At 64.2% G+C, this 22,866-nt stretch carries 22 protein-coding genes and 1 pseudogene; 12 read left to right on the top strand and 11 right to left on the bottom strand.

What is annotated here, in order from left to right; genetic code table 11:
• The 5 genes and pseudogenes from ACFW0B_RS23160 to ACFW0B_RS23140 all read left to right on the top strand — a co-directional run.
• Positions 1 to 215: pseudogene (locus ACFW0B_RS23160) on the top strand (hypothetical protein); the annotation flags it as partial.
• A gap of 4 nt (positions 216 to 219) precedes the next feature.
• Entirely contained in the window at positions 220 to 2,421 is a 2,202-nt protein-coding gene (locus ACFW0B_RS23155; protein ID WP_449151323.1) for a hypothetical protein, read from the top strand.
• A gap of 10 nt (positions 2,422 to 2,431) precedes the next feature.
• A complete protein-coding gene (locus ACFW0B_RS23150) occupies positions 2,432 to 2,773 on the top strand; it encodes a hypothetical protein (protein WP_449151322.1) in 342 nt (113 codons plus the stop codon).
• Between the two features lie 58 nt (positions 2,774 to 2,831).
• A complete protein-coding gene (locus tag ACFW0B_RS23145) occupies positions 2,832 to 3,461 on the top strand; it encodes a glycoside hydrolase family 19 protein (RefSeq protein WP_449151321.1) in 630 nt (209 codons plus the stop codon).
• A complete protein-coding gene (locus tag ACFW0B_RS23140) occupies positions 3,458 to 3,985 on the top strand; it encodes a DUF2514 family protein (RefSeq protein ID WP_449151320.1) in 528 nt (175 codons plus the stop codon). The genes ACFW0B_RS23145 and ACFW0B_RS23140 overlap by 4 nt, the downstream gene beginning before the upstream one ends.
• On the opposite strand, the gene ACFW0B_RS23135 is transcribed toward ACFW0B_RS23140, so the two are convergent.
• The 3 genes from ACFW0B_RS23135 to ACFW0B_RS23125 form a co-directional block, all read right to left on the bottom strand.
• Positions 3,976 to 4,263, bottom strand: coding sequence for a hypothetical protein (locus ACFW0B_RS23135; protein ID WP_449151319.1), 288 nt, complete (start codon positions 4,261 to 4,263; stop codon positions 3,976 to 3,978). The two genes, ACFW0B_RS23140 and ACFW0B_RS23135, sit on opposite strands and share 10 nt — an antisense overlap.
• 84 nt (positions 4,264 to 4,347) lie before the next feature.
• Positions 4,348 to 5,052, bottom strand: coding sequence for an SOS response-associated peptidase (locus tag ACFW0B_RS23130; protein WP_449151318.1), 705 nt, complete (start codon positions 5,050 to 5,052; stop codon positions 4,348 to 4,350).
• A 24-nt stretch (positions 5,053 to 5,076) separates the two neighbouring features.
• Entirely contained in the window at positions 5,077 to 5,331 is a 255-nt protein-coding gene (locus ACFW0B_RS23125; RefSeq protein ID WP_449151317.1) for a hypothetical protein, read from the bottom strand.
• A 184-nt stretch (positions 5,332 to 5,515) separates the two neighbouring features.
• On the opposite strand from ACFW0B_RS23125, the gene ACFW0B_RS23120 reads away from it, so the two are divergent.
• Positions 5,516 to 6,322, top strand: coding sequence for a DNA adenine methylase (locus ACFW0B_RS23120; protein WP_449151316.1), 807 nt, complete (start codon positions 5,516 to 5,518; stop codon positions 6,320 to 6,322).
• 70 nt (positions 6,323 to 6,392) lie between these two features.
• Here the strand turns inward: ACFW0B_RS23120 and ACFW0B_RS23115 are convergent, their stop codons facing one another.
• Both ACFW0B_RS23115 and ACFW0B_RS23110 read right to left on the bottom strand, forming a co-directional pair.
• A complete protein-coding gene (locus ACFW0B_RS23115) occupies positions 6,393 to 6,710 on the bottom strand; it encodes an STAS-like domain-containing protein (protein WP_449151315.1) in 318 nt (105 codons plus the stop codon).
• 85 nt (positions 6,711 to 6,795) lie between these two features.
• A complete protein-coding gene (locus tag ACFW0B_RS23110) occupies positions 6,796 to 7,788 on the bottom strand; it encodes an ATP-binding protein (protein ID WP_449151314.1) in 993 nt (330 codons plus the stop codon).
• Between the two features lie 532 nt (positions 7,789 to 8,320).
• On the opposite strand from ACFW0B_RS23110, the gene dinB reads away from it, so the two are divergent.
• Positions 8,321 to 9,376, top strand: coding sequence for a DNA polymerase IV (gene dinB, locus ACFW0B_RS23105; protein ID WP_449151313.1), 1,056 nt, complete (start codon positions 8,321 to 8,323; stop codon positions 9,374 to 9,376).
• A 141-nt stretch (positions 9,377 to 9,517) separates the two neighbouring features.
• Here the strand turns inward: dinB and ACFW0B_RS23100 are convergent, their stop codons facing one another.
• From ACFW0B_RS23100 to ACFW0B_RS23085, 4 genes are read right to left on the bottom strand one after another with little or no spacing between them, the layout of a single operon-like run.
• Positions 9,518 to 9,925 carry an META domain-containing protein gene (locus ACFW0B_RS23100; protein WP_449151312.1) on the bottom strand — a complete coding sequence of 136 codons (408 nt, stop codon included), beginning with the start codon at positions 9,923 to 9,925 and terminating at the stop codon, positions 9,518 to 9,520.
• The gene (locus ACFW0B_RS23095) at positions 9,922 to 10,359 is read right to left on the bottom strand and encodes a hypothetical protein (RefSeq protein ID WP_449151311.1); all 438 of its coding nucleotides are present in this window, start codon (positions 10,357 to 10,359) and stop codon (positions 9,922 to 9,924) included. The genes ACFW0B_RS23100 and ACFW0B_RS23095 overlap by 4 nt, the downstream gene beginning before the upstream one ends.
• Positions 10,360 to 10,394: 35 nt before the next feature.
• Positions 10,395 to 11,378 (bottom strand): 2-hydroxyacid dehydrogenase, encoded by a 984-nt coding sequence (locus ACFW0B_RS23090; RefSeq protein ID WP_449151310.1) that lies wholly within the window; start codon positions 11,376 to 11,378, stop codon positions 10,395 to 10,397.
• 60 nt (positions 11,379 to 11,438) lie between these two features.
• Positions 11,439 to 14,201 (bottom strand): response regulator, encoded by a 2,763-nt coding sequence (locus ACFW0B_RS23085; RefSeq protein WP_449151309.1) that lies wholly within the window; start codon positions 14,199 to 14,201, stop codon positions 11,439 to 11,441.
• Between the two features lie 114 nt (positions 14,202 to 14,315).
• Between ACFW0B_RS23085 and ACFW0B_RS23080 the strand changes: the two genes are divergently transcribed.
• Together ACFW0B_RS23080 and ACFW0B_RS23075 are read left to right on the top strand one after the other, a co-directional pair.
• Positions 14,316 to 15,026: a response regulator transcription factor gene (locus ACFW0B_RS23080; RefSeq protein WP_449151308.1), complete on the top strand. Its 711-nt coding sequence runs from the start codon at positions 14,316 to 14,318 to the stop codon at positions 15,024 to 15,026.
• Complete coding sequence (locus ACFW0B_RS23075; RefSeq protein WP_449151307.1) at positions 15,026 to 16,375, top strand: HAMP domain-containing sensor histidine kinase; 1,350 nt, start codon at positions 15,026 to 15,028, stop codon at positions 16,373 to 16,375. The genes ACFW0B_RS23080 and ACFW0B_RS23075 overlap by 1 nt, the downstream gene beginning before the upstream one ends.
• 27 nt (positions 16,376 to 16,402) lie before the next feature.
• Here ACFW0B_RS23075 and ACFW0B_RS23070 read toward each other — a convergent pair whose 3' ends face one another.
• Both ACFW0B_RS23070 and ACFW0B_RS23065 read right to left on the bottom strand, forming a co-directional pair.
• Positions 16,403 to 17,203: a tetratricopeptide repeat protein gene (locus ACFW0B_RS23070; RefSeq protein WP_449151306.1), complete on the bottom strand. Its 801-nt coding sequence runs from the start codon at positions 17,201 to 17,203 to the stop codon at positions 16,403 to 16,405.
• Positions 17,204 to 17,205: 2 nt separating this feature from the next.
• Positions 17,206 to 17,886, bottom strand: a complete 681-nt coding sequence (locus ACFW0B_RS23065; RefSeq protein ID WP_449151305.1) for a Fe2+-dependent dioxygenase — start codon at positions 17,884 to 17,886, stop codon at positions 17,206 to 17,208.
• Positions 17,887 to 18,076: 190 nt separating this feature from the next.
• Between ACFW0B_RS23065 and ACFW0B_RS23060 the strand changes: the two genes are divergently transcribed.
• From ACFW0B_RS23060 to rlmD, 3 genes are all read left to right on the top strand, one after another.
• Entirely contained in the window at positions 18,077 to 20,413 is a 2,337-nt protein-coding gene (locus tag ACFW0B_RS23060; RefSeq protein ID WP_449151304.1) for a TonB-dependent receptor, read from the top strand.
• Positions 20,414 to 20,598: 185 nt separating this feature from the next.
• On the top strand, positions 20,599 to 21,510 hold the full coding sequence (gene cysM, locus ACFW0B_RS23055) for a cysteine synthase CysM (protein WP_449151303.1): 912 nt from the start codon (positions 20,599 to 20,601) through the stop codon (positions 21,508 to 21,510).
• Positions 21,497 to 22,849 carry a 23S rRNA (uracil(1939)-C(5))-methyltransferase RlmD gene (gene rlmD, locus ACFW0B_RS23050; RefSeq protein WP_449151302.1) on the top strand — a complete coding sequence of 451 codons (1,353 nt, stop codon included), beginning with the start codon at positions 21,497 to 21,499 and terminating at the stop codon, positions 22,847 to 22,849. Before cysM ends, rlmD begins: the two co-directional genes overlap by 14 nt.
• The last annotated feature ends 17 nt before the right edge of the window (positions 22,850 to 22,866 follow it).

Genomic DNA, 22,866 nt, shown 5'->3' with positions numbered 1-22,866 from the left:
TGAAGGTGGCCGAGTACGAATCCATGGACGTGACGCTGACGTGGGATGCCATCCAGGGGCGGCCGACTTCGACTGCTGCCCAGATCGACACGGCGGTGAGCCAGACCCACAGCCACACCAACAAGGCCACCCTGGACAAGTTCAGCGAATCCGGCGGCCTTCCCCGATACAACGGCGCGCCGATCCCGAAGGAGTGGGACGGCGCGAACTGGTGACCCCATGGCGGAACTCAAGCTGTTCAAAGTCGTCGCCAGCCTGCCGGCCAGCCTGGAGCCCGATGCCCTCTACCTGGTGCGCGCCGGCGCGGGCTTCGACCTCTACGCCACCAACCACGCCGGAACCGTCGTCAGCTACCCGCTGAACCTGCCTGACCTCAGCACCAAGCAGGATGCGCACGCCAACCTCAGCGCCCTGAGCGGGGTCACCGGCTCGGCCGGGGCGGTGTTCTACTTCACCGCCGCCGGGGCTGGGGCGCTGGCGGCGAGCAGCAGTTTTGGGCGGTCGCTGTGGGCGCACACCAACCTGCCGAGCTTCCGCCTCGCCACCGCTGCGCCGCTGTACCTGAGCAACTACCGGGTGCTCGACGAGTTCAAGCATTCCTATCAGCAGGTGGCGACGGTGACGGGCTGCCTAAAAATCACCCTGCCGGCGTTACCCGTGGGGCAGACCAAGAACACCATGCTGGGGCTGCGCCTGCGCCTCTACGAGTACACCGGGCGCGGCTTGTGCTACGTCGAATGCGGCGGCTACATGATGGAAGCCTCCGACGTTAAGACGTGGTATCAGACCAGCAAGAAGGTCACCTCCATGGTGACGCCGGGCAGCATGAAGGAGGTTACCGAGGTCAAGTTCGGGGTCGAGGCGGGGCGCTACGTGATCCTGCTCGGCAAGACCGCGATCATGACCGACTCCACATGGGCCTATCCCAGCGTGGCGGTGGAGAAGGTGGTCGCGCAGTTCTCGGGTGCGACGGACGAAGCGCTCTGGAACGACCCGGCGCAATGGGCCATCGAGTACGTGGCCGATATCAGCGGTGTGACCATCATCGAAGGTTCGGTGCCGACGCTGAACGATTGGCACTCGGGCAACTTCGATCCGGCGACCAAGGCCAACCTCGCCAGCCCGACGTTCTCCGGCACGGTGACGCTGCCCACCACGTCGGTCACCGGCACCATGACGTTATCCGGCAACTTGATACTGAGGAACGCCAGCGCTGGCAGTATCGCGACGGCACCGTCCAGCGCGGCGGGCTTGGAGGCGCGCGGCGACGCGGACGACGCCGCGTTTATCGCGTTTCACCGCGCCGGCGTCTATGCGGCGTACCTGGGCCTCGACACCGACAACCGACTGAAATACGGCGGCTGGTCGGCGGGTGCCAGCGCCTACGAAATTTGGCACGCGGCGAACACCCCGAAGCAGGCCAACGCCAGCGACACCACGTTGGGCGCCATGCTGGTCAATGGCTCGCATGGTATCGGTATCGGCCTCATCGCCACCGACCCCGAGCTGGACAACTACCTGACTCCCGGCAAGTACCTGACCCCAACATCGGGGCTGACCCCGCTACCTGCCGGCTTCAGCATGACCCGCCAGACGCTGGAGGTCATCGGTTACGAGGCGTCGAGCTACATCACGCAGATGCTAGCTACGGTCGGCGCGGACAGCATTACCACCCCGCGCGTCGCGGTGCGCTCGAAGAAAGGCCCGGTGCAGGGCTGGACCAATTGGGGCGAACTGTGGCACTCGGCCAACTTCGACCCGAACAGCAAGGCCAGCTTGAGCGGCGCGACCTTTACCGGCGGCGTGGTGGCCAACTACCTGCGCTCGCAGGGCAGCAGCGAGGGACTGCGCCTCACCGCGCCAGCTGCCGCCAATGCCGCCTACGCAACGATCTACGACAACACGAACGTGCGCATTGGGTTCGTCGGAAAAGGCAACGCTGGCAGCGACAATATGTATCTGGCCGCAGATATCGGTGAGGTGGTGCTGACTCGCGCCGGCCTGACCGTGCTGACTACGGACGCGGCCGGCTGCACCCTCGGCGGCGTACCGAAGGCGAACACGGCAGCGGCCGGGACCAACACTACCCAGCTCGCCACCACCGCCTTCGTACAGGACGCCAGAACCAAGGATGTCGAGGCGACCGCCTCCACCGCCTACACCCTGGTGCTGGCCGACCAGAACAAGCACAAGCGCATGACCGGTACGAGCGCGGTGACGGTCACCATCCCGCCGAACAGTTCGGTGGCCTTCCCGGTGAGCACCGAGGTGGACATCGAGCGCTATACGGTCAGCACCGTGACCATCGCCGCAGGGGCCGGGGTCACCATCCGCACGCCGGACGACCTCACCATCCCGCTGCGCTGGCAGGTGGTGACCTTGAAGAAGGTCAGCACCGACGAGTGGATTCTGATTCGCTAGGGAGCACCCAATGGCTGATTACCAAGAAAAGACTGTCAACGGCACCAGCTGGAAACGCTGCCGGTCGATCTACATCGACAACCCCCGCCCGCACCTTGGCGCGCCCAGCGTGCAGTTCAACGAGGAACGAGTGGTCAGCTTCGAGGGCGTCGAGCTGGTGTCCCCGGACGGGATGCTGACCGAGGGCTTCACCCCGGACAACGCGCTGACCGAGTTCAATCTGCTGCACCCGGACACCGGCGCCGTGCTGGGCACGGCGACCTTCACCGATGCCTACGTGATGCTGGCCAGTCTCTATCGGCATCTAGCCGAGAAGCGCGATGCCGCGGCGGCTCTTGCAGCGACAGAGTGATCAATCCCATTCCACCACCCACCCCGCTTCGGCGGGGTTTTCATTTCTGGAGACCCGCATGCAGATCACTGAGCAGCAGCTGCTGCTGATCCTCCCGAACGCCCGCCCTGTTGCGGGCGTTTTCGTTGCTGAGCTCAACGCGGCCATGGCGCGGTACCGGATCGACTCCCGGGTGCGTGCCGCCGCCTGGCTGGCCCAGATCGGGCACGAGAGCGCCCAGCTCACGCGCCTGGTGGAAAACCTGAACTACAGCGCCCAGGGCCTGGCCGCCATCTGGCCGGCGCGGTTCCGGGGGGCCGATGGCAAACCGAACGCCCGCGCATTGGCGCTGGCCCGAAAGCCCGAGGCGATTGCCAACGCGGTGTACGGCGGCCGCTTGGGCAACGGGCCCGAGGCGAGCGGCGACGGCTGGCGCTACCGGGGCAGGGGGTTGATCCAGACCACTGGTCGGGCCAACTACCGGGAGACGGGGCGCGCCCTGGGAGTGGACCTCGAAGGCATTCCGCAACTGCTGGAGCAGCCGCGCTACGCCGCTTTGTCGGCGGCCTGGTTCTGGGCCGAGCACGGCCTGAACGAACTGGCGGATGCCGGTAAGTTCGAGACCATCACCCGCCGGATCAACGGCGGCACCCACGGATTCGAGGAGCGCGTGCTGTTCTGGGAGCGCGCCAAGGCGGTGCTGGCATGACCTGGCTGAAGGTGGTTCCGGCTTGGTGCTGGTGGGTGCTGGTGCTGATCCTCGTGGCCGGCGGCCAGCAGTTGCGGGTGGGCTGGGCCCAGGCCGATGCGGCGAAGGCTCAGGCCGAACTGGCCGACTACCGACTGGAGGTCTCGGAGCGTGATCGCCGCGCTGCCGCCCAGGCCCGAACTGAAGAGCAACGCCGCCAGAAGGCGGTCGATGAGGTGGGAAATGAAGCAGATGGGGAATTGGAAGTGGCCCGGGCTGATGCTGATCGGTCTGGGGATGCTTTGCAGCGCCTGCAGCAGCGGTACGCCGAGCTTGAACAGCGCAGCCGAGGCTGCGGCAATGCCCTCACTGCCCAGCTCGGCCAGGCAGCCGAAGGCGAAGCCCGAGTGCGAGCCGACCTGCTCGGCCGGCTCGGAGAGGCTGTTCGATTCTATGCTGCTGAAGCCGACCGCCGGGGAATAGCGGGGCGAGCCTGCGAGTTGGTTTATGACCGCGTGAGGGGAGAGGCGGGCCTTCAGAAGTAAAGGTAGAGCGCGCCGATGCCTACCGAGAGGAACGCGAACAGTAGGAGCGCCAGGAAGAAAGGAGGCCCTGACCTACTTTTGCGAGCTTCAAGGATTTCCTGCGCCTGTAGATGAACGTAGGACGGGGGAGTGCGCGGTTTGGGCGGCTGTGGATTGTGCTGGACCGGCTCGGTGCTCACCTCGGGCTTGGGAGCGGTGAATCGGCCAGGACGCTTCCATTGCTTACCATCCCGTTCCGCGCGAGCTTCCTGGAACCAGTCGCGGTCTTCGAGACCCATATGCCCTCCTTAGCCATCCGTGGTTATCTGCCCGCGTGACGATACCTTGGGAAGATCAGAAAGCATAGAACTGCTATCCAGACGCTAGTCCGCCAGCAGCACCTCTACCGGCTCCAGCAATTCCGGGTAGTCGTTCCGGTTGTTGCCGACGTCTGTGGTGACCGGGTGGGCGGTGAAGTCCTCTCGACTGAGCACGATGGCGCTGTGGACCTGCTCGCTGCTGGTACTGGGCGACAGCCAGAGGTCGAACTGTTCCGGACGCAGGATCACCGGCATCCGGTGATGGATCTCGGCCACGGGGCCGGCAGCGTCTTTGGTTAGCAGGGCGCAGGACAGCACGTCTTGGCCTTCCGGTCCGGTCCAGATGGACCAGAGCCCGGCGATGGCCAGCATCCCGTTGTCGGCCGCGTGGTGGTAGTAGGGCTGGTTGACCTTGCGGCCGGTGCGGCTGCGCACCTGCTGCCGCTCGTTCCATTCGTACCAGCCCAAGGCGGGCATCAGGCAGCGGTGGGTGCGCAGGCTCTGGCGCCACATCGGCTTGCTCGCGGCTTCTTCGCTGCGGGCATTGAAGGTCAGGCCCGGCGGCTTCAGTTGTTTCCACCAGAACGGAATAAGGCCCCAGCGGGCGGAGACCAGTTCCAACTCACCCTGTTCGTCCAGGCGCAGCATGGGCACCTGGGTAGTCGGGGCGACGTTGAAGCTCTGGATCCATCGGCCCGAGTTCCGGGCGCCGATATGCCAGAAGTCCTCAATTGCCCGGTCCGATGGGGTGACGTAGCGTCCGCACATGGCTATCCCTCCTCGTCAGTGAGGTTAGTACCGCTGTGCAGGGTATCCCTGTTTGTCCTTTTCTGGTGGGCGGTTGTCACGACCGACGCCGCGATAGTCCGGTTGGTACTGCGCGAACTTCTTGCGGAGGAATAGCCGGGCGCCCTCGGTGCCTAACTCGGCAACCAACAGCTGGAGCCCGAATTCGGCTAGATCTTCAGCCGTGGATGGGGTCAGCACCCAATCATGCTCGGGGCTCTTTACCAGAATCAGGGACTTGAGGCTGACATATCGGTGCATGGTTGCCTCCTGAATTTTCAACACAACTCACACAAGAGAAGCGGCTGGCCCGGGTGTTCCACCACCCGAGCCAGCCACTGAACCCGCAGACCGTACCTGCAAGCCCAGCCAAGGCTCCTCGCCTCGTGCACGAAGCGCGGCGAGTCTAACTGCTGGATATCCATACAGTAAAGGCTTGCACAATATGACCAATCCGATCGTTCCGTGGATGGGCGGTAAGCGCCGCCTCGCCGACCGTCTTATCCCGCTGTTCCCGCCCCATGAGTGTTACGTCGAGGTGTTTGCCGGCGGCGCTGCGCTCTTCTTCCTCCGCCCGATGCCAGCGCCCACCGAGGTGCTGAACGACATCAACGGCGACCTGGTGTGCCTCTACCGGGTGGTGCAGAACCACCTTGAGGAGTTCGTGCGCCAGTTCAAATGGGCCCTGTCCAGCCGCCAGATCTTCGAGTGGCAGAAGATGACCCGCCCCGAGACCCTGACGGATATCCAGCGCGCCGCACGTTTCTTCTACCTGCAGCACCACGCTTTCGGCGGCAAGGTGTCCGGGCAGACGTTCGGCACGGCCACGACCGCCCCGGCCATCAACCTGCTGCGCATCGAGGAGAATCTCTCCGCGGCTTGGCAACGCCTTTCGGGGGTATACGTCGAGAGCCTACCCTGGCTGGAATGCGCTGAGCGCTACGACCGGCCGCATACCTTCCACTATATGGACCCGCCCTACTGGCAGACCGAGGGCTATGGGGTGGACTTCCCCTTCGAGAACTACGAACGGATGGCCGACTTCATGCGACGCTGCAAGGGGAAGGTCATGGTCAGCATCAACGACCACCCGGACATCCGGCGGGTGTTTGAGGGCTTCCACCTGGAGCGGATAGACATCCGCTATAGCAACACCAATCAGCGGCAGGGTCAGGCGGAGATCACTGGAGAATTGGTGATCACGAGCTGGATTCCGGCTGCCCTTGGTGGTCTTTTCGATGGTCTGACGTGAGCCAACTCTTTTCGAACCAAAATGCAAAAGCCCCGCACATGGCGGGGCTTCTGTTAGCCGTTCAGCTCAATCACGCGATGGCGCGCTGAGTCTCTACTTGATGGACGCGATCATTGATTACGAAACGAATGATGGATTTGAGGTCGTCCGAGCAGTTCTTAAACGAAATTTTCGATAGAACCGAGCGGCCATACTTTAGAACGAGAGCGCCAACCAGTTCGTCTACAAACGACTGAGTAGCGTCCTTGTTGGAAAAGTCGATGGACACGGCGACGCCCTTGGAAAGCTCTCGTTCGATTTCCATTCGAATAGGCGTAGCGGTAGCCCTCATACCCAGAGTGCGAATAGCCTTATTTGACTCGTTCGCCAAACTGATTTGAGTGTGCATGACGCTTCCCTCTGCGATATACGCAAATATGTAATTCATATCCTACTGACGGTCAATGACCGTGCAGTGGCACCCTTCAAGGGGCTTATTCGAAGCTGATATCTGCATCCGCCACGCCCTCAGCTTCAGGGAGGAGGGACGGTATGTTGATCAGGTGCAGCTTCTCACGATGGCAGGTGAAGGCGATGGCTACGCCCTTCCAGCTGCTACCTTCCATCACTACTTCGAGACCGTTGGATGTCATCACCCAAGCGTCTCCACTAGCGACTACTAATAAACCACCAGCCGCTTCTGCAATCCTAGCAGTAGTCGTCAAACCTACACCTTGGTTCTGACTATCTGTCTCATAGCCGACATGTGGGCCTCGGTTGCAGCTCACCCGCTCTTGGAGCGCTGCTTCGATTGCTGCTAGGTGTGTGTGTTCCTTGAGCTGGGCATGACCTTTCAGCGTTGCCAGGAAACCACATCCGTTGTCGACGATAGCTAGACGCACATAGTCGTTCGATTCGAAATGCTGGCAGGCGACCCAGACCGACGCGTTACCATTGCCTTCTTTCTTGGCGTGGGATAACGCATTTTCGAGAAGCTCTTTCAGAGCGTACTCGATGGGGCGGCGATCAGCGTCCAGCTCCTCATCCACTGCAGTCTCGTCTTCGCCACACATTCCCGTCATGGCTTGGATCAAGCGCGAGGCGATCTCCTCGGAATTTCCTTCCCGAACCCGGATTAACTCGACGCAATGGTCGGGCTCGCCCTGAGGGTTACGTGCAGACTGCGTATCGATACCTTCGACTGCCAGCCCTTCGAAAAAGTCCATCCGAACCAGGTACGTGATCAGCTCCTCGTTCATCCAGCGAACAGAAACCTTCTTCGTCGCCGGTTGGCTTTCGAGGGTCGCCCGGAGCATCGCCAGGCCGAACGGATCAATGAATGCCAACTCGGTAGCGTCGATGATGACGTCATCCTGGATGGCGTTGATCTGACTGCAAAGCTCAAGCACGGGAGTAGGTGCAGAGGCGCTGAGCGAAGATGGAGCATAGATAACGTCATCTTCACGAGCTAGTTCATCAAGCGCCACGATCCACTTCCCTGCCAAAAACGGTCGGAGACTATAGCGTTATAGTGGCATAAATCTCAACGCCGCTTCGTCGACATATCGAAGACTGACGGGTGGATAGAAATGACCGAAGAGTGGCGTTAGCGCCGTAGTGGCGCAGGTAGGAAGGGAAGGAAGCCGTACCAAGAATTTTACCACTGCTGGCGTAATTAGGCGTAGTTGACCGGAATGTGGCGGCTGTGGGCTTCGTAAATCTAGGGGGGGCGAGCCGCCGTGACACGCGCACCTAATCGCAGGATGATGCCGGCTTTTTTGTTCCGTTCGTAGTTCAGGGCGTCAGCAGTCGCCCGCCGGCTCCGGCTGATTTGGCTGGGTCTTCCGCCGGAAGCTGCTTATCCTCTACGTAAACTGCCCTGGCAGATGACCGTCTGTCGGGAGACTGGCGAGCGCCGTTTCAGTTCGAGCGACTGCGCTTACAGCGTTGAGAAAAGCGGGTATCAAAGCGGGTAAGGATTCGATCTTTTCTCGGAATGCTTAGGTAAATCAGCGTCTTATGTCGCAAAGAAAAATCGTCCACATTGACTGCGATTGCTTCTACGCCGCCATCGAGATGCGCGACGACCCGTCGCTGGCGGGTAAGCCCCTGGCGGTTGGCGGCTCGCCGGACAAGCGTGGGGTCGTGGCGACCTGCAATTACGACGCCCGCGCCTACGGCGTGCGTTCGGCGATGCCGATGCGGACGGCGGTCAAGCTGTGTCCGGACCTGACCATCGTCCGGCCGCGCATGGACGTGTACAAGGCGGTGTCGCGGCAGATCCATCAGATATTCCGCGACTACACCGAGATCATCGAACCGCTGTCCCTGGACGAGGCCTACCTGGACGTTTCCGACAGCTCGCATTTCAACGGCAGCGCCACGCGCATCGCCCGGGAGATTCGCCGGCGCGTCGCCTCCGAGCTGCACATCACGGTGTCGGCCGGGGTGGCGCCGAACAAGTTCATCGCCAAGATCGCCAGCGACTGGCGCAAACCGGACGGGATGTTCGTGGTTACGCCGGAGCAGGTGGATGAGTTCGTTGCCGCATTGCCGGTGAACAAGCTGCACGGCGTGGGCAAGGTGACGGCGGAGAAGATGGCGCGCCTGGGCATACGCACCTGCGCCGATCTGCGGGACTGGAACAAGCTGGCGCTGGCGCGGGAATTCGGCAGTTTCGGCGAGCGGCTTTATAACCTGGCCCGTGGCCAGGATGACCGCGTCGTGCAGGTGGACAGCCGGCGGCAGTCCATCAGTGTGGAAAACACCTACGATCAGGACCTGCCCAACCTGGATGCCTGCCTGGAGCAACTGCCGGCGCTACTGGACGAGCTGCGCGGGCGCATGGCGCGGTTGGACAGCAGCTACAGGCCGGACAAACCCTTCGTGAAACTGAAGTTCCATGACTTCACCCAGACCACTCTGGAACAGGCCGGCGCTCGCCGCGACCTGGACAGTTACCGGCAATTGCTCAGCGCGGCGTTCGCCCGTGGCGACAAACCGGTGCGGTTGATCGGGGTGGGGGTGCGTTTGCAGGACCTGCGTGGTGCAGTCGAGCAGCTCAGCCTCTTCTAAGGCACGGCTGCGCTGTTCCGTAGGGGGGAATTCATTCGCCAAGGGCAGCAACGCTGCCCCATGCTACTTCTGAGGGCAGACCTTCGGTCTGCTTGGCGAATGAGTTCGCCCCTACAAGAGAGGGGGGCGACGCGGCGAAGCTCAGCCTTCCACCGGCCACAGCCGGATCGGCTTGCCCTCGGCCGGCCACAGCCGGAGCTGGTCGATGGGGGACATGTCCCAGCGCTGCACCTTGCCCAGGGCATCGAGGAAGCGTTGTTCCTGTTCCATCAGCGCGGGCGCGCACATCTTGCGGGTGCTGCCGGCGGCGCCGAAGGTCAGCTGGTCGCCTTCCATGGTGTAGGAGGCGAACCAGTGGTTGCAGCCGGCGTTGCCATAGGCGCGGTTGTCGCTGCCCAGGGTGATGGTCAGGTGGCTGTTATCGATCAGCGGGCGTTCACCGATCCATTCCACCTGGTAGGTCGTGCCAGTTTCCAGTTGCGGACGATCGCTGGCGCAGCCGGTGATGGCGGTGGCCAGAGCGGCCAACAGCAGGGTGTTTCGGGTCATTGGTTGTCCTCCTGACAGTTCGGGCAGTAGTGCTTGCCTGCGTGATTGCGCCAACCCAGTTCGGCGATGCGCGCCTCGGCGGCCGGTGCCTGGGCCTGTTTGCCGAGGCCGCTGTCGACGGCGAATTCGAAGTCCAGGCGCTTGCCGCAGGCGTCGCAGTCCACGTGCCAGTTGTGGATAGCGAGTTCCTTGAAGGCGGGCCCCTTGGCCACCGCCAGCCATTGTCCGGGCGGGTTGATCAGGTGGCGCACCTTGTCCACGGTGAGAAGCATGCTGAGGTCGCGGCTGCCCTTGAGGGTCACCACCAGGGTGTCGCCGGTCTGGATCGAGCCGCCGGTGCCCGTGACTTGGTAAAGGCCTGGGGAGAGGGCGCGGCATTCGTTCAGGGTGTGGGCGGGGTTGAGCAGGTTGTAGCGAAAATCGTGTTCGGCCATAGGTCCTCCGGCTGGGGCGCGCATCCTAACATGGCCTAGGCGTCCACCTGATTGCACGGCCGCCCGGCGGCCCAGGCGCTGATGTTGTCCAGGGTGGTGCGGGCGATGGCGGCCAGGGCCTCGCGGGTGAGGAAGGCCTGGTGGGCGGTGACGATCACGTTGGGGAAGGTCAGCAGCCGGGCGAGTACGTCGTCCTGCAATGGCAGGTCGGAGCGGTCCTCGAAGAACAGGTTGGCTTCCTCTTCGTAGACATCCAGGCCCAGGTAGCCGAGCTGGCCGGATTTGAGCGCGTCGATCAGCGCTGGCGTGTCCACCAGGGCGCCTCGTCCGGTGTTGATCAGCATGGCGCCGGGCTTCATCCGCTCCAGGCTCTGGGCATCGATCAGGTGGCGGGTGGTTTCGTTGAGCGGGCAGTGCAGGCTGATGATGTCGCTGTTGGCCAGCAATTCCGGCAGGTCGACATAGACTGCGCCCAGCGCCTCGACACTGGGGTTGCGCTGTGGGTCGAAGGCCAGCAGGCCACAGCCGAAGCCAGCCATGATGCGGGCGAAGGTCGCGCCGATCTGCCCGGTGCCGACCACCCCCACGGTCTTGCCCACCAGGTCGAAACCGGTGAGACCGTGGAGGGTGAAGTCGCCTTCGCGGGTGCGGTTGTAGGCGCGGTGCAGGCGGCGGTTCAGGGCCAGGATCAGGGCTACTGCGTGTTCGGCCACTGCATGCGGCGAGTAGGCCGGAACCCGCACCACGGTCAGGCCCAGGCGCTTGGCGGCCGCCAGGTCCACATGGTTGTAGCCGGCCGAGCGCAGGGCGATCAGACGGGTTCCACCGTTGGCCAGACGCTCCAGCACCGGGGCGGACAGGTCGTCATTGATGAAGGCGCAAACCACGTCGAAACCATTGGCCAGGGCGGTGGTATCGAGGGTCAGGCGGGCTTGCTGGAAGTGCAGCTCGAAGGTGGGACTGGCGCCGAGGAAGCTCTCGCGGTCATAGGCCTGGCTGCTGAACAGAATGGTGCGCATGGGATCTCCTTGATTGTTCAGCAGCATAGCTGGCCCCTGGCCACTTCATCTTGTCCCGGATCAGGCTTCCGTGCGCGCCACTTCGGCCAGGCGGCTGATCGCCGCATCCAGTTCCTCCAGGGCCTGCGAGGCGTCCGGGTCGTTCTGCTTGAGCAGGGTTTCGCTGCGCTGGCAGGCGGCGCGCAGCTGCGGAACGCCGCAGTAGCGGGTAGCGCCGTGCAGGCGGTGGATCCGTTCCAGCAGTGTGCTCCGATCGCCGCTGCGGGCGGCGAGCCGGATGGCTTCGCGGTCGGCGTCGAGGGAGGCCAGCAGCATGGACAGCATATCGGCGGCGAGGTCGGCCTTGCCGGCGGCCAGGCGCAGGCCTTCTTCCGGATCGAGCACTTCCAGGCCCTTGTCGTCCCGGCGTTCCCAGCCTGTTCCCGGGCGCTGCACCGGCTGGCCACTGAGGCTGAGGCCGGTCCACTTGAGCACCACCTGGGCCAACTGGCGTTCGCCGATGGGCTTGGTCAGGTAATCGTCCATGCCGCCCTGGAGCAGGGCACGCTTCTCGTTCGCCAGGGCGTGGGCGGTGAGGGCGACGATGGGGACCGGGTCGATGCGCTGCTCGTTCTCCCAGCGGCGTATCGCTTCGGTGGCCTGGGTGCCGTCCATGCCGGGCATCTGCACGTCCATCAGCACCAGGTCGAAGCGCTCGCGCTGCACCGCTTCGATGGCGTCGAAGCCGCTGTCCACGGCACGTACCTCGGCGCCCATGTCGGTCAGCAGGGTCTGCACCAGCAGCAGGTTGGCCGGATTGTCGTCGACGCAGAGCAGGCGCGGTGCGCGGCTGCTTTTTGTCTGCAGCGGATCGACGCGCATGGGGCGTGGACCGATCAGCCCGCCCAGTGCCTGTTGCAGCTTGCGCGTGCAGGCGGGCTTGGCCTGCAGCTGGCTGTGGGCCTCGGGCAATGCGCGATGGTAGAGGGCCTGCTCGGTGGTGGGGCAGAGCACCAGGCTCTTGCAGCCGAGCTGCTCCAGCTCCCAGACCCGTTGGCCGAGCTGTTCCGGCGAGAGCGTCTGGACGTCCGTGCCTATCACCGCGAGGCCGATGGGGCGATTGCCGAGGCGGTGTGCGGCGACTTCGTCCACCAGCTTGCCGATGCTGGGGAAGTCGAGCACTTCCAGGCCGCTGTCCTCCAGCTGGTGGCGCAGGGCCTGGCGCGTCAGTTCCTGGGGTTCGAGCACCGCCACGCGGCGGCCTGCCAGGTGGGGTTGCGCACTGTCTTCGATCTCACCCAGGGATTTGGGCAGGCTCAGGGTGATCCAGAATTCCGAACCGACTCCCGGCGTGCTGCTGACGCCGATCTCGCCGCCCATCTGTTCGATCAGGCGCTTGGAGATCACCAGCCCGAGGCCGGTTCCGCCGGCCTGGCGGGAGAGGGAGTTGTCGGCCTGGGTGAAGGCCTGGAACAGGTCGCGCAGGTCGCCGTCGGTCAGGCCGATGCCGGTGTCCTGCACGCTGATGCGCAGCTGGGCCAGCTCGTCGTCGCTGTCGTCTTCGAGCATGGCGCGCACGGCGATGGTGCCTTCGCGGGTGAACTTGATGGCGTTGCTCACCAGGTTGGTCAGGACCTGCTTGAGGCGCATCGGGTCGCCCATGAGCTGTAGCGGGGTGTCGCGGTAGACCAGGCTGACCAGCTCCAGGCGCTTTTCGTGGGCCGCCGGGGCGAGGATGGTGAGGGTGTCCTGGATCAGGTCGCGGAGGTTGAAGGGGATGCTTTCCAGGACCAGCTTGCCGGCCTCGATCTTGGAGAAGTCCAGCACCTCGTTGATGATGCCCAGCAGGCTGTCGGCGGACTTCTCGATGGTGTTCAGGTAGTCCTGCTGGCGCGCGGTGAGGTCGCTTTTCTTCAACAGGTTGGTGAAGCCGAGGATGCCATTGAGCGGGGTACGGATCTCGTGGCTCATGTTGGCGAGGAATTCGGACTTGATGCGGCTGGCCTCCAGGGCCTCCTTGCGCGCCAGGTCCAGTTCGATGTTCTGAATCTCGATGGTTTCGAGGTTTTGGCGGACGTCCTCGGTGGCCTGGTCGATGTTGTGCTGCAGCTCTTCCTGGGCGGTCTGCAGGGCTTCGGCCATGCGGTTGATGCCCGAGGCCAGTTCGTCCAGCTCATGGCTGCCCAGCGGCGGCAGGCGGGTTTCCAGGCGGCCTTCCTTGAGCAGCGCCACGCCTTGCTTGATGCGCCGCAGCGGATCGTTGATCGCCCGGCTCATGCGCAGCGCCAGCAAGGCGGTTACGCCCAGGCCGGTGACGATCAGCAGCAGGCTGGCGAGCAGGCTGCGGTAACCGCGCAACAGGGTGCCCTGGTGGGACATCTCCAGTTCCACCCAGCCCAGCAGGTCGTCATTGGTCAGTTGTGCGTAGTCGCCGGAAAGCGCCCGGTGGCGTGCGAACACCGGTTGCAGGAAGCGAGTGGCTTCGGTGTTGCTCTTGAGCGTCAGGTTGTTGCCCTCGCCGTCGGGGCTTTCATTGAGCATGCGTGGCCCGGCGTGGGCGAGGCGCTTGTGGTCGGCGCCGATGAAACTCACCGCGCGCACGTCGGCCTGGTCCAGGGCGTGGTCGGCAATGTGCTCCAGCAGCACCGCGTCGCCGCGGATCAGGGCGGGGGCGGCGAGTGGCGCAATGTGTTCGGCGATCATCTGGCCGCGCTGCAGCAACTGGGCCTGCATATCGGCCTGTTGTACCCAGGTGAAATAGCCGCCCAGTACCAGTGCCAGCAGGCTGGTGGGCAGCAGCGTCAGCATGAGCACGCGGCCCTTGATGCCCAGATCCTTGTACACGCCCGTCCTCCCCATGGGTTTTCCGCGCAGTGTAGCGGCTGATTGAATGGGAATCCTCCGGCAGTTTTGCCACAATTCGCACTCGTTAATTATTGTCGTTCGCAGGTAGTTTCCATGCTGGCCCCTTCCCGTACCCCCGCGCGCATCCTGGCCATCGAGGACGATCCGCTGCTGGCCGCCCATCTGCATGATCACCTGCAGAGCCGAGGTTTCGACGTCACCGTGCGCCAAGACGGCGAAGAGGGACTGGGCCTGGCCCGTGAGGAGGACTTCGACCTGATCCTCATGGACATCCTGCTGCCTGGCCGCAATGGCCTGGACGTACTGGCCAACCTGCGCCGCGAGCGCAAGGTGCCGGTGATCCTGATGTCCGCCCTGGGCGCCGAGCAGGACCGCATTGCCGGATTCAGCCAGGGTGCCGACGACTACCTGCCCAAGCCCTTCAGCATGGGCGAGATGGAAGTGCGCATCGAAGCCGTGCTGCGGCGGGTGGCCTATGAACGCGGTGGGCCGGAGACGCCAGGCGATGGCTTGGAACTGAATTTCGACGAAGGCCGCTCGGATGTTTCTTATACGGGCCAATGGGCCGGCCTCACACCGACCGAGTACCGCCTTCTGGTGACCTTCTCGCGGCACATGGAAGAGGCCCTGAGCAAGGCCTTCCTTTATCAGCACGTGCTGCACCGGGCCTATTCGCAGCACGACCGCAGCCTGGACATGCACGTCAGCCACATTCGCCGCAAGCTGCAGCGGCTCGGCTACACCGGCAGCCGCCTGGAAACCGTCTGGGGCAAGGGCTACGTGATGACCAACAGGGAAAAATGATGCCGGGCCGCAACTCGCTGTTCTGGAAGCTGGCGATCCTGCTGGTCGGCTTCTGCCTGGCGATGATCGCCCTGACCCTTTCCTGGGGGCAGCGCATCGGCGAGCGGACGTCCTATCTCTCGGATGAGGCGAAGTCCGTCCTGAGTGGTTACGCCGAGCGCGCCGAGACGGCCTGGCGCCAGGGCGGAGCGAGCGCGGTCGATGCCGTGCAGGCTGAACTCGAAGCCACAGAGGGTAGCTGGGCGCTGGTGCTGGACCCACACCTGTTTCCCCTGGGCACCCGCGAGATGACCGCTGACCAGCGCAAACACCTGAGCTTCATGCGCCGGTTGCACGGGAGCATGGGCCGGCAAACGCCGCAGCCGCGAGTCCTGAGCATTCCCTTCAAGGGCGGCGACGGCCAGCTGGTGATGCCACTGCCGCAGCGATTCAGTCCCTGGGGACCGCGGCCCCTTTTGTATTTCCTTGCCTACCGGGTGGCGCCGGTCATCCTCGCGCTGGTGCTCTGCGTCTTCCTGTTCCGTCTGCTGATCGCCCCGCTGACGCGCCTGCGCGAGCAGGCCAACGCCCTCAGTGCCGATGACCTCAAGGCCCGCCTCGGCGCTCCACTGACCAGTCGGCGCGATGAGCTGGGCGAGCTGGCGCGCGCGTTCGATCACATGGCCGAACGCCTGCAAGGCACGGTGGTTTACCAGCGGCGCCTGCTCAACGACCTGTCCCACGAACTGCGCACGCCATTGAGCCGACTGCGAGCGGCGAGTGAGCGGGAAGAGAGCCTGGACAGCCTGCGGCAGCGGCTGGAGCGGGAAGTCGGCGTGATGCAGCGTTTGGTGGAGAACACCCTGGAGCTGGCTTGGCTGGATTCGGAGCGACCGCGATTCGCCCAGGAGGCGGTGCACCTGCGTCCGCTGTGGGACCTGTTGTCCGAGGATGCCAGCTTCGAAACGGGCTGGCCGAAGGAGCGCCTGTGTTTCGAGCTGGACGAGGATTGCGTTGTCAGGGCCAACCTCAATGGCCTGGCAAAGGCGCTGGAGAACATGTTGCGCAATGCCATCCGCCATTCGCCGGATACGGGCCGGATCACCTTGTCCGGCCAGCGCGAAGGCGATTTCTGGTGCTTGAGCCTGCGCGACGAAGGCCCTGGCGTGCCGGAAGAACAGTTGGAACTGATGTTCGAACCCTTCGCCCGGCTCAATCAGGCGCGTCCGGGGGATGGCGGCTTCGGCCTGGGCCTGAGCATCGCCCGCAGCGCGATCACCCTGCAGGGCGGGGCGGTCTGGGCACGCAACCTCGATCCGGGCCTGTGCCTGTACCTTCGTTTGCCGGCCTGGCAGGGCAGCCTGACCTGAGCCGCCCCTTCGCAGCTTGCGTCTGGTCTACCGGCGCGCCTGTGACAGATACGTCTGCAGCGCCTCTTGGTCGCTCTCGTCGCCCAATTCGGCGGCGCGCTGGTAATAGGCGTGGGCCAGCGCCTGGATGCGGGGTTCCGGCGCTTGTGCAAGGCTGGAGCGACCGACCCGCAGGAAATTGAGGTTCCCTCCCGCCAGCGCCCGTTCCAGCCAACCGATGGCTTCATCCACTTCGCCCTGGGCGGCCAGTACGGCGGCAAGGCTGAACTGGCCGCGGAAATCGCCTCCCTCGGCGGCGCGGCGATACCAGGTGAAGGCGACCTCGGGATCGCGCTCGACAGTGATGCCTTCCTCGTAATAGCGCCCCACGAGGTTCATCGATTTGGCATGGCCCAGTTGCGCCGCGCGCAGGTAAAGCGCCAGTGCCTGGCGCTGGTCGCGCTGGACGCCGCGTCCGGTGGCCAGCAGGTTCGCGTAGTTGTACATCCCCCAGTCAAGTCCTGCGGCGGCGGCCGCGCGGAAGTGAGCGGCGGCAGCCGGCAGGTCGACCGCGCCGCCCCAACCCTGTTCCAGGCAGCGGCCGAGCATGTTCCGGGCCATGGCATCGCCACCCTCGGCGGCGATCTGGAACCAGGTGCGCGCCAGTGCGGCGTCCTGCTCGATGCCCTGGCCGTCCAGGAGAATCTGGCCGAGCAGCGTCTGTGCTTCGGTCAAGCCATTCCGGGCGGCATCCAGGATGGTGCGGGCCGCCTGGCGCGGGTCGCTGGCCAGGCGTTCGCGCAGCTCTTCGCTGCTCAGGGTTTCGGTGCGGGTCAGGGTGAAGCTCATGCCTAGACCTCGGCCCAGCGGCGCAGGAGGTTGTGGTAATTGCCGGTGAGCCGGACCAGCGCGGGGTGGTCCGGCACGTCGCGGGCGAGGCTCTGGATGGCCTGGTCCATCTCGAACAGCAGGGTTCGCTGGCTGTCCTCGCGGACCATGCTCTGAATCCAGAAAAACGAGGCAAGGCGCTCGCCACGGGTGACCGGCTCCACCTGGTGCAGGCTGGTGGCGGGGTAGATCACCAGGTCGCCGGCGGCCAGTTTCACGCGCTGGGTGCCGTAGGTGTCCTGGATCACCAGGTCACCACCGTCGTAGCTGTCCGGCTCGCTGAAGAACAGCGTGGCGGAGACATCGGTGCGGACCTGTTCGGGGCTGCCCTTGATCGGACGCACGGCGTTGTCGATGTGGTAGCCGAAGGCGCCGCCGCCCCGGTAGCGATTGAACAGCGGCGGATAGACCTTGTTCGGCAGGACCGCCGACATGAACAGGGGGTGGTTCCACAGGCGCTGCAGCATGGCGCTGCTGATTTCACGAGCCAGTGGGTCGCCTTCGGCCAACTGCTCGTTGTGCTTGGCCCTGGCTGACTGATAACCCGCCGTGGCCTTGCCGTCCGTCCAGTCAGCCTGCTCCAGGGCTTCGCGAATGCGGGTTGCCTCTTCTGATGTGAAGATGCCGGGAATGTGCAGGAGCATGGCGGTTTACCGGGAGGTTCAAGTTGGAGGCGAATAGTATTTATTTTCATTCAGACTGTAAAACCGCCGGCGATGTGGCGCGACTTTGTAAATCTTGTAAAAAAGATGCGAATGAGAATTCCTGCTAATTGTTGCTGCTAATGATTTGAAATAAATTCCGCGGCCTCTGAACTTCCTGGGGAGGAAAACGATGTCGCGTCAACTTGTGGAGCCCACCATCTCGACTCAACGCCTGCTGGCGTCCGCCATTGGCATGGCCATCGGCGCCATGTCCACTGCGCCCGTGGTGCATGCGGCCGAAGCGAAGCAGGAGAGCGACGGCGTCATTTCCCTGGATGCCACTTCGGTGGTGGGTGAGGCGTCCGAGGACACCAACTACCAGGTCGAGCGGGCCTCGTCCCAGAAGTACACCGCGCCGCTGGTGGACACGCCGCGTTCGGTGACCGTGGTTCCGCAGCAAGTGATCAAGGACACCGCCGCCGTGTCCCTGCAGGACGCCCTGCGCACCGTGCCGGGGATCACCATGGGCGCGGGTGAGGGGGGGAACCCGCAGGGCGACCGTCCGTTCATTCGTGGTTTCGACGCCCAAAGCGACACCTACCTCGACGGCGTGCGCGATGTCGGCGCCCAGACCCGCGAGATCTTCGCCATCGAGTCCATCGAAGTCAGCAAGGGCCCGAACTCCTCCTTCGGCGGGCGGGGTTCGGCCGGCGGCAGCATCAACCTGGTGACCAAGAAAGCGCGCCTTGGCGATTTCACCAACGGTGGCTTCACCTGGGGTTCCGACCAGACCCAGCGCTACACCGCCGACATCAACCGCGAGTTCCTCGACAGCGCCGCGTTCCGCCTCAACCTGATGAGCCACGAGAGCAACGTCGCCGGCCGTGACGAGGTGAACTACGATCGCTGGGGCGTGGCGCCGTCCCTGGCGTTTGGCCTGGGCACCGCCACCCGCCTGAACCTCGACTTCTACCACATGGAAAGCAACGACCTGCCGGACTCGGGCATTCCCTATGGCTACAAGGTGGGCACCACTCACACCGCGGCCAATCCGGACAAACCGGTCGACGGCGGCGACAGCAGCAACTTCTACGGCCTGTCCGACCGCGACTTCCGCAAGACCCGCGCGGACATCGCCACCATCAGCTTCGAGCATGATCTCAGCGACACCCTGACCATCAAGAACACCCTGCGTCACGGCAGCAGCATGCAGGACTACATCCTGACCCAGCCGGACGACAGCAAGGGCAACGTGCGCAACGGCACCGTCTGGCGTCGCATCAACAGCCGTGTGAGCAATACCACCACCACCACCAACCAGACCGATCTGTTCGGCGAGTTCCAGCTGGCCGGCCTCAAGCACAGCTTCTCCACCGGTATCGAGTTCACCCGCGAGGAGGGAGATCGCTCGTCCTATACGGTGAACACCGACACCACCCCGGCAACACCCGGGAACTCCAGCACCAACTGCTCCCCTGCAACCATCGGTGCGCCCAGCGGCTACAACTGCACCTCGCTGGCCAATCCGAATCCGCACGACCCCTGGAACGGCAGCATCGCGCGCAACTACGCCGGCACCGAATCCACCGGCGACACCCGCGCCATCTACGCCTTCGACACCATCGAGCTGGACCCGCAATGGCTGCTGAACCTGGGCCTGCGCTACGACAACTTCCAGACCGAATCCAAGTCCAAGTCCGCCGCTGGCGCGACCACCTTCAAGACCTCGGATACCAGCGAGTTCGTGACCGGGCAGATCGGCCTGGTCTGGAAACCCACCGAGAACGGCAGCGTCTACGCCTCCTATGCCACCTCCGCGACGCCGCCCGGCACCATGCTCGGTGAGGGTCAGGAAGGTAACCCGCTGCCCACATCCGTCGGCACGCCGACCAGCATCGTCAGCGACCTGGAACCGGAAGAAACCACCAACTACGAGTTGGGCACCAAGTGGGACCTGCTGGATCAGCGTCTGTCGCTGACTGCGGCGATCTTTCGCACCGAGAAGGACAACACCCGTGTCCTGACCAACAACTACACCTACGAGAACGCCGGCAAGACCCGCGTCGATGGCATCGAATTGACCGCCAGCGGCAGGCTCACCGACAAGTGGCAGGTCTTCGCCGGTTACAGCTACCTCGACAGCGAACTGGTGGACCCGGGCGCGGTGGGCAATCGCAGTGGCGAGGTGACCAGCACCGTCAACCCGGCCAAGGGCAATGAACTGCCCAACACGCCGAAGAACAGCTTCAGCCTGTGGACCACCTATGAAGTACTGCCGGACCTGACCATCGGGGGCGGCGCCTTCTATGTGGATGACGTGTTCGGCGATAACAACAACACCCTGTACGTGCCGTCCTACTGGCGCTACGACGCCATGGCCAGCTACAAGCTGACCAGGAACGTCGACCTTCAGCTGAACGTGCAGAACCTCACCGACGAGGTTTACTACGACAAGGCCTATGGGTCCCACTTCGCCAACCAGGCGGCTGGCCGCACCGCGCTGCTCACCACCAGCGTGCACTTCTGATCGAAGACCAGCAGAAAGCCCCGGCCGGGAAACCCGCCGGGGCTTTCGTTTTTCGGTCAGTGTGAAATGCCTTTCAGCTACATATATATAGCTGCACGCCATAAGCCGAAACGCTTGCGCCATATGGTGCTGCGCGGTTTGCCGTTATCATATGCACCCCCTGCGTCTGGATTGCGAAGCCCGCCATGACTCTGCAGTACCCCACAATCGCCGATTGCATCGGCCACACCCCGCTGGTGCGTTTGCAGCGCCTGGCAGGCGAAACCAGCAACACCCTCCTGGTCAAGCTCGAAGGCAACAACCCCGCCGGTTCGGTCAAGGATCGCCCGGCGCTGTCGATGATCACCCGCGCCGAGCTGCGCGGTGACATCAAGCCCGGCGACACCCTGATCGAGGCCACTTCCGGCAACACCGGCATCGCCCTGGCCATGGCTGCGGCCATCAAGGGCTACAAGATGATGCTGATCATGCCGGACAACATGAGCGCCGAACGCAAGGCCGCCATGACCGCCTACGGCGCCGAGCTGATCCTGGTCAGCCGCGAAGAGGGCATGGAAGGTGCCCGCGACCTGGCCGAAAGCCTGCAACGCGGTGGCCGTGGCAAGGTGCTGGACCAGTTCGCCAACGGCGACAACCCCGAAGCCCATTACGTCGGCACTGGCCCGGAAATCTGGCAGCAGACCCAGGGCACCATCACCCATTTCATCAGCTCCATGGGCACCACCGGCACCATCATGGGGGTGTCGCGCTATCTCAAGGAGCAGAACCCGGCTATCCAGATCGTCGGCCTGCAACCGCAGGAAGGCTCGGCCATTCCCGGCATCCGCCGCTGGCCCGAGGAATACCTGCCGAAGATCTACCAGGCCGAGCGCGTCGATCGCGTGATCGACATGGCCCAGATCGAAGCCGAGGAAACCATGCGCCGCCTGGCCCGCGAGGAAGGCATCTTCTGCGGCGTTTCCTCCGGGGGCGCGGTCGCAGCCATGCTGCGCCTGTCTCGCGAAGTGGAAAACGCCGTGATGGTCGCGATCATCTGTGACCGTGGGGATCGTTATCTCTCTACCGGCATTTACGAAGACCCCAATGTCCCGGCGTAACACCGGCCTGCGCTTCCAGCCCAGCGGCGGAGCGCGGGCTCCGCAAGTTCCCGTGGGCAAGAAGCAGCGGCTGGTCATCGAGCGCTTGTCCAACGACGGACGCGGCATTGCCTTCGTCGAAGGGCGCACCTGGTTCGTGGCCGGCGCCCTGCCACAGGAAGAAGTGGAAGCCCGCGTGCTCGCCGCCCGCAGCCAGGTGGTGGAAGCCCGTGCCGAACGTGTGCTCAGTGCCAGCCCGATACGCCTGGTGCCGCCCTGCGCCCACGCCGGCCAGTGCGGCGGCTGCACCCTGCAGTACCTGCCCCATGCCGAGCAGCTTGCCCTGAAACAGCGCACGCTGGCCGAGCAACTGGCGCGCGTCGCCGACCTCCATCCGCAGGAATGGGTAGCCCCACTTGTGGGGACCGACTTCGGTTACCGGCGGCGTGCCCGCATTGCCGTGCGCTGGGACGTCAAGGCGCGCCAGCTGGACGTGGGATTTCGCGCGGCTTCCAGCCAGGCGATAGTCGGAATCAAGGATTGCCTGGTGCTGGTACAGCCCTTGCAGCCATTGATGCGTTCGCTGCCCGGGCTGCTCAAGGGCCTGGACAAGCCTCAGGCGATCGGACACGTGGAGTTGTTCCACGGCACCGCGTCGGCGTTGCTGCTGCGCCACACCCAGTCCCTGGGTGAGGCCGACCTGCAGCGCCTGCGCGAGTTCTGTGCGGCGCACCAGGCGCAGCTTTGGCTGCAGGGTGAGGGCGAACCCCATCCGGACCAGCCGGACGCGCGCCTCGGCTATCGCCTGGAACCCTGGAACCTCGAACTTGAATATCGCCCCGGCGACTTCGTCCAGGTCAATGAAGCGGTCAACGAGGCGATGGTGGCGCAGGCGCTAGACTGGATGAAACCGCAGCCGGGCGAGCGGGTGCTGGATCTGTTCTGCGGGCTCGGCAACTTCGCCTTGCCGCTGGCGCGCCAGGTGCGCGAGGTGGTGGCGGTGGAAGGTGTCGAGGCCATGGTGCAACGGGCGCGCGGAAATGCCGCCGCCAATGGCCTGGAGAATGTGCACTTCTTCCAGGCCGACCTGTCGAACCCGCTGGCCGATGCGCCCTGGGCCCGGCAGGGATTCGATGCCGTGCTGCTCGATCCGCCGCGTGACGGCGCCTTCGAAGCCGTTCGGCAGATTGCTGCAACCGGTGCGCAACGAGTGGTCTATGTATCCTGCAACCCGGCGACCCTGGCGCGTGACAGTGCCGAACTGGTCAGGCGGGGATACCAGCTGAAGAAGGCCGGGATTCTCGACATGTTTCCTCAGACGGCCCATGTCGAGGCCATGGCGTTATTCGAAGCGGGCTAGGAAGCCTGCGTAATCCG

This window comes from Metapseudomonas phytobenefica, assembly GCF_043392685.1.
Classification (GTDB): Bacteria; Pseudomonadota; Gammaproteobacteria; order Pseudomonadales; family Pseudomonadaceae; genus Metapseudomonas.
This window is presented reverse-complemented; position numbering and strand designations above follow the sequence as displayed.

Coding starts and splice junctions, on each gene's coding strand:
- ACFW0B_RS23155 (WP_449151323.1), top strand. CDS start 220: ATGGCGGAACTCAAGCTGTTCAAAGTCGTCGCCAGCCTGCCGGCCAGC.
- ACFW0B_RS23150 (WP_449151322.1), top strand. CDS start 2,432: ATGGCTGATTACCAAGAAAAGACTGTCAACGGCACCAGCTGGAAACGC.
- ACFW0B_RS23145 (WP_449151321.1), top strand. CDS start 2,832: ATGCAGATCACTGAGCAGCAGCTGCTGCTGATCCTCCCGAACGCCCGC.
- ACFW0B_RS23140 (WP_449151320.1), top strand. CDS start 3,458: ATGACCTGGCTGAAGGTGGTTCCGGCTTGGTGCTGGTGGGTGCTGGTG.
- ACFW0B_RS23135 (WP_449151319.1), bottom strand. CDS start 4,263: ATGGGTCTCGAAGACCGCGACTGGTTCCAGGAAGCTCGCGCGGAACGG.
- ACFW0B_RS23130 (WP_449151318.1), bottom strand. CDS start 5,052: ATGTGCGGACGCTACGTCACCCCATCGGACCGGGCAATTGAGGACTTC.
- ACFW0B_RS23125 (WP_449151317.1), bottom strand. CDS start 5,331: ATGCACCGATATGTCAGCCTCAAGTCCCTGATTCTGGTAAAGAGCCCC.
- ACFW0B_RS23120 (WP_449151316.1), top strand. CDS start 5,516: ATGACCAATCCGATCGTTCCGTGGATGGGCGGTAAGCGCCGCCTCGCC.
- ACFW0B_RS23115 (WP_449151315.1), bottom strand. CDS start 6,710: ATGCACACTCAAATCAGTTTGGCGAACGAGTCAAATAAGGCTATTCGC.
- dinB (WP_449151313.1), top strand. CDS start 8,321: ATGTCGCAAAGAAAAATCGTCCACATTGACTGCGATTGCTTCTACGCC.
- ACFW0B_RS23100 (WP_449151312.1), bottom strand. CDS start 9,925: ATGACCCGAAACACCCTGCTGTTGGCCGCTCTGGCCACCGCCATCACC.
- ACFW0B_RS23095 (WP_449151311.1), bottom strand. CDS start 10,359: ATGGCCGAACACGATTTTCGCTACAACCTGCTCAACCCCGCCCACACC.
- ACFW0B_RS23090 (WP_449151310.1), bottom strand. CDS start 11,378: ATGCGCACCATTCTGTTCAGCAGCCAGGCCTATGACCGCGAGAGCTTC.
- ACFW0B_RS23080 (WP_449151308.1), top strand. CDS start 14,316: ATGCTGGCCCCTTCCCGTACCCCCGCGCGCATCCTGGCCATCGAGGAC.
- ACFW0B_RS23075 (WP_449151307.1), top strand. CDS start 15,026: ATGCCGGGCCGCAACTCGCTGTTCTGGAAGCTGGCGATCCTGCTGGTC.
- ACFW0B_RS23070 (WP_449151306.1), bottom strand. CDS start 17,203: ATGAGCTTCACCCTGACCCGCACCGAAACCCTGAGCAGCGAAGAGCTG.
- ACFW0B_RS23065 (WP_449151305.1), bottom strand. CDS start 17,886: ATGCTCCTGCACATTCCCGGCATCTTCACATCAGAAGAGGCAACCCGC.
- ACFW0B_RS23060 (WP_449151304.1), top strand. CDS start 18,077: ATGTCGCGTCAACTTGTGGAGCCCACCATCTCGACTCAACGCCTGCTG.
- cysM (WP_449151303.1), top strand. CDS start 20,599: ATGACTCTGCAGTACCCCACAATCGCCGATTGCATCGGCCACACCCCG.
- rlmD (WP_449151302.1), top strand. CDS start 21,497: ATGTCCCGGCGTAACACCGGCCTGCGCTTCCAGCCCAGCGGCGGAGCG.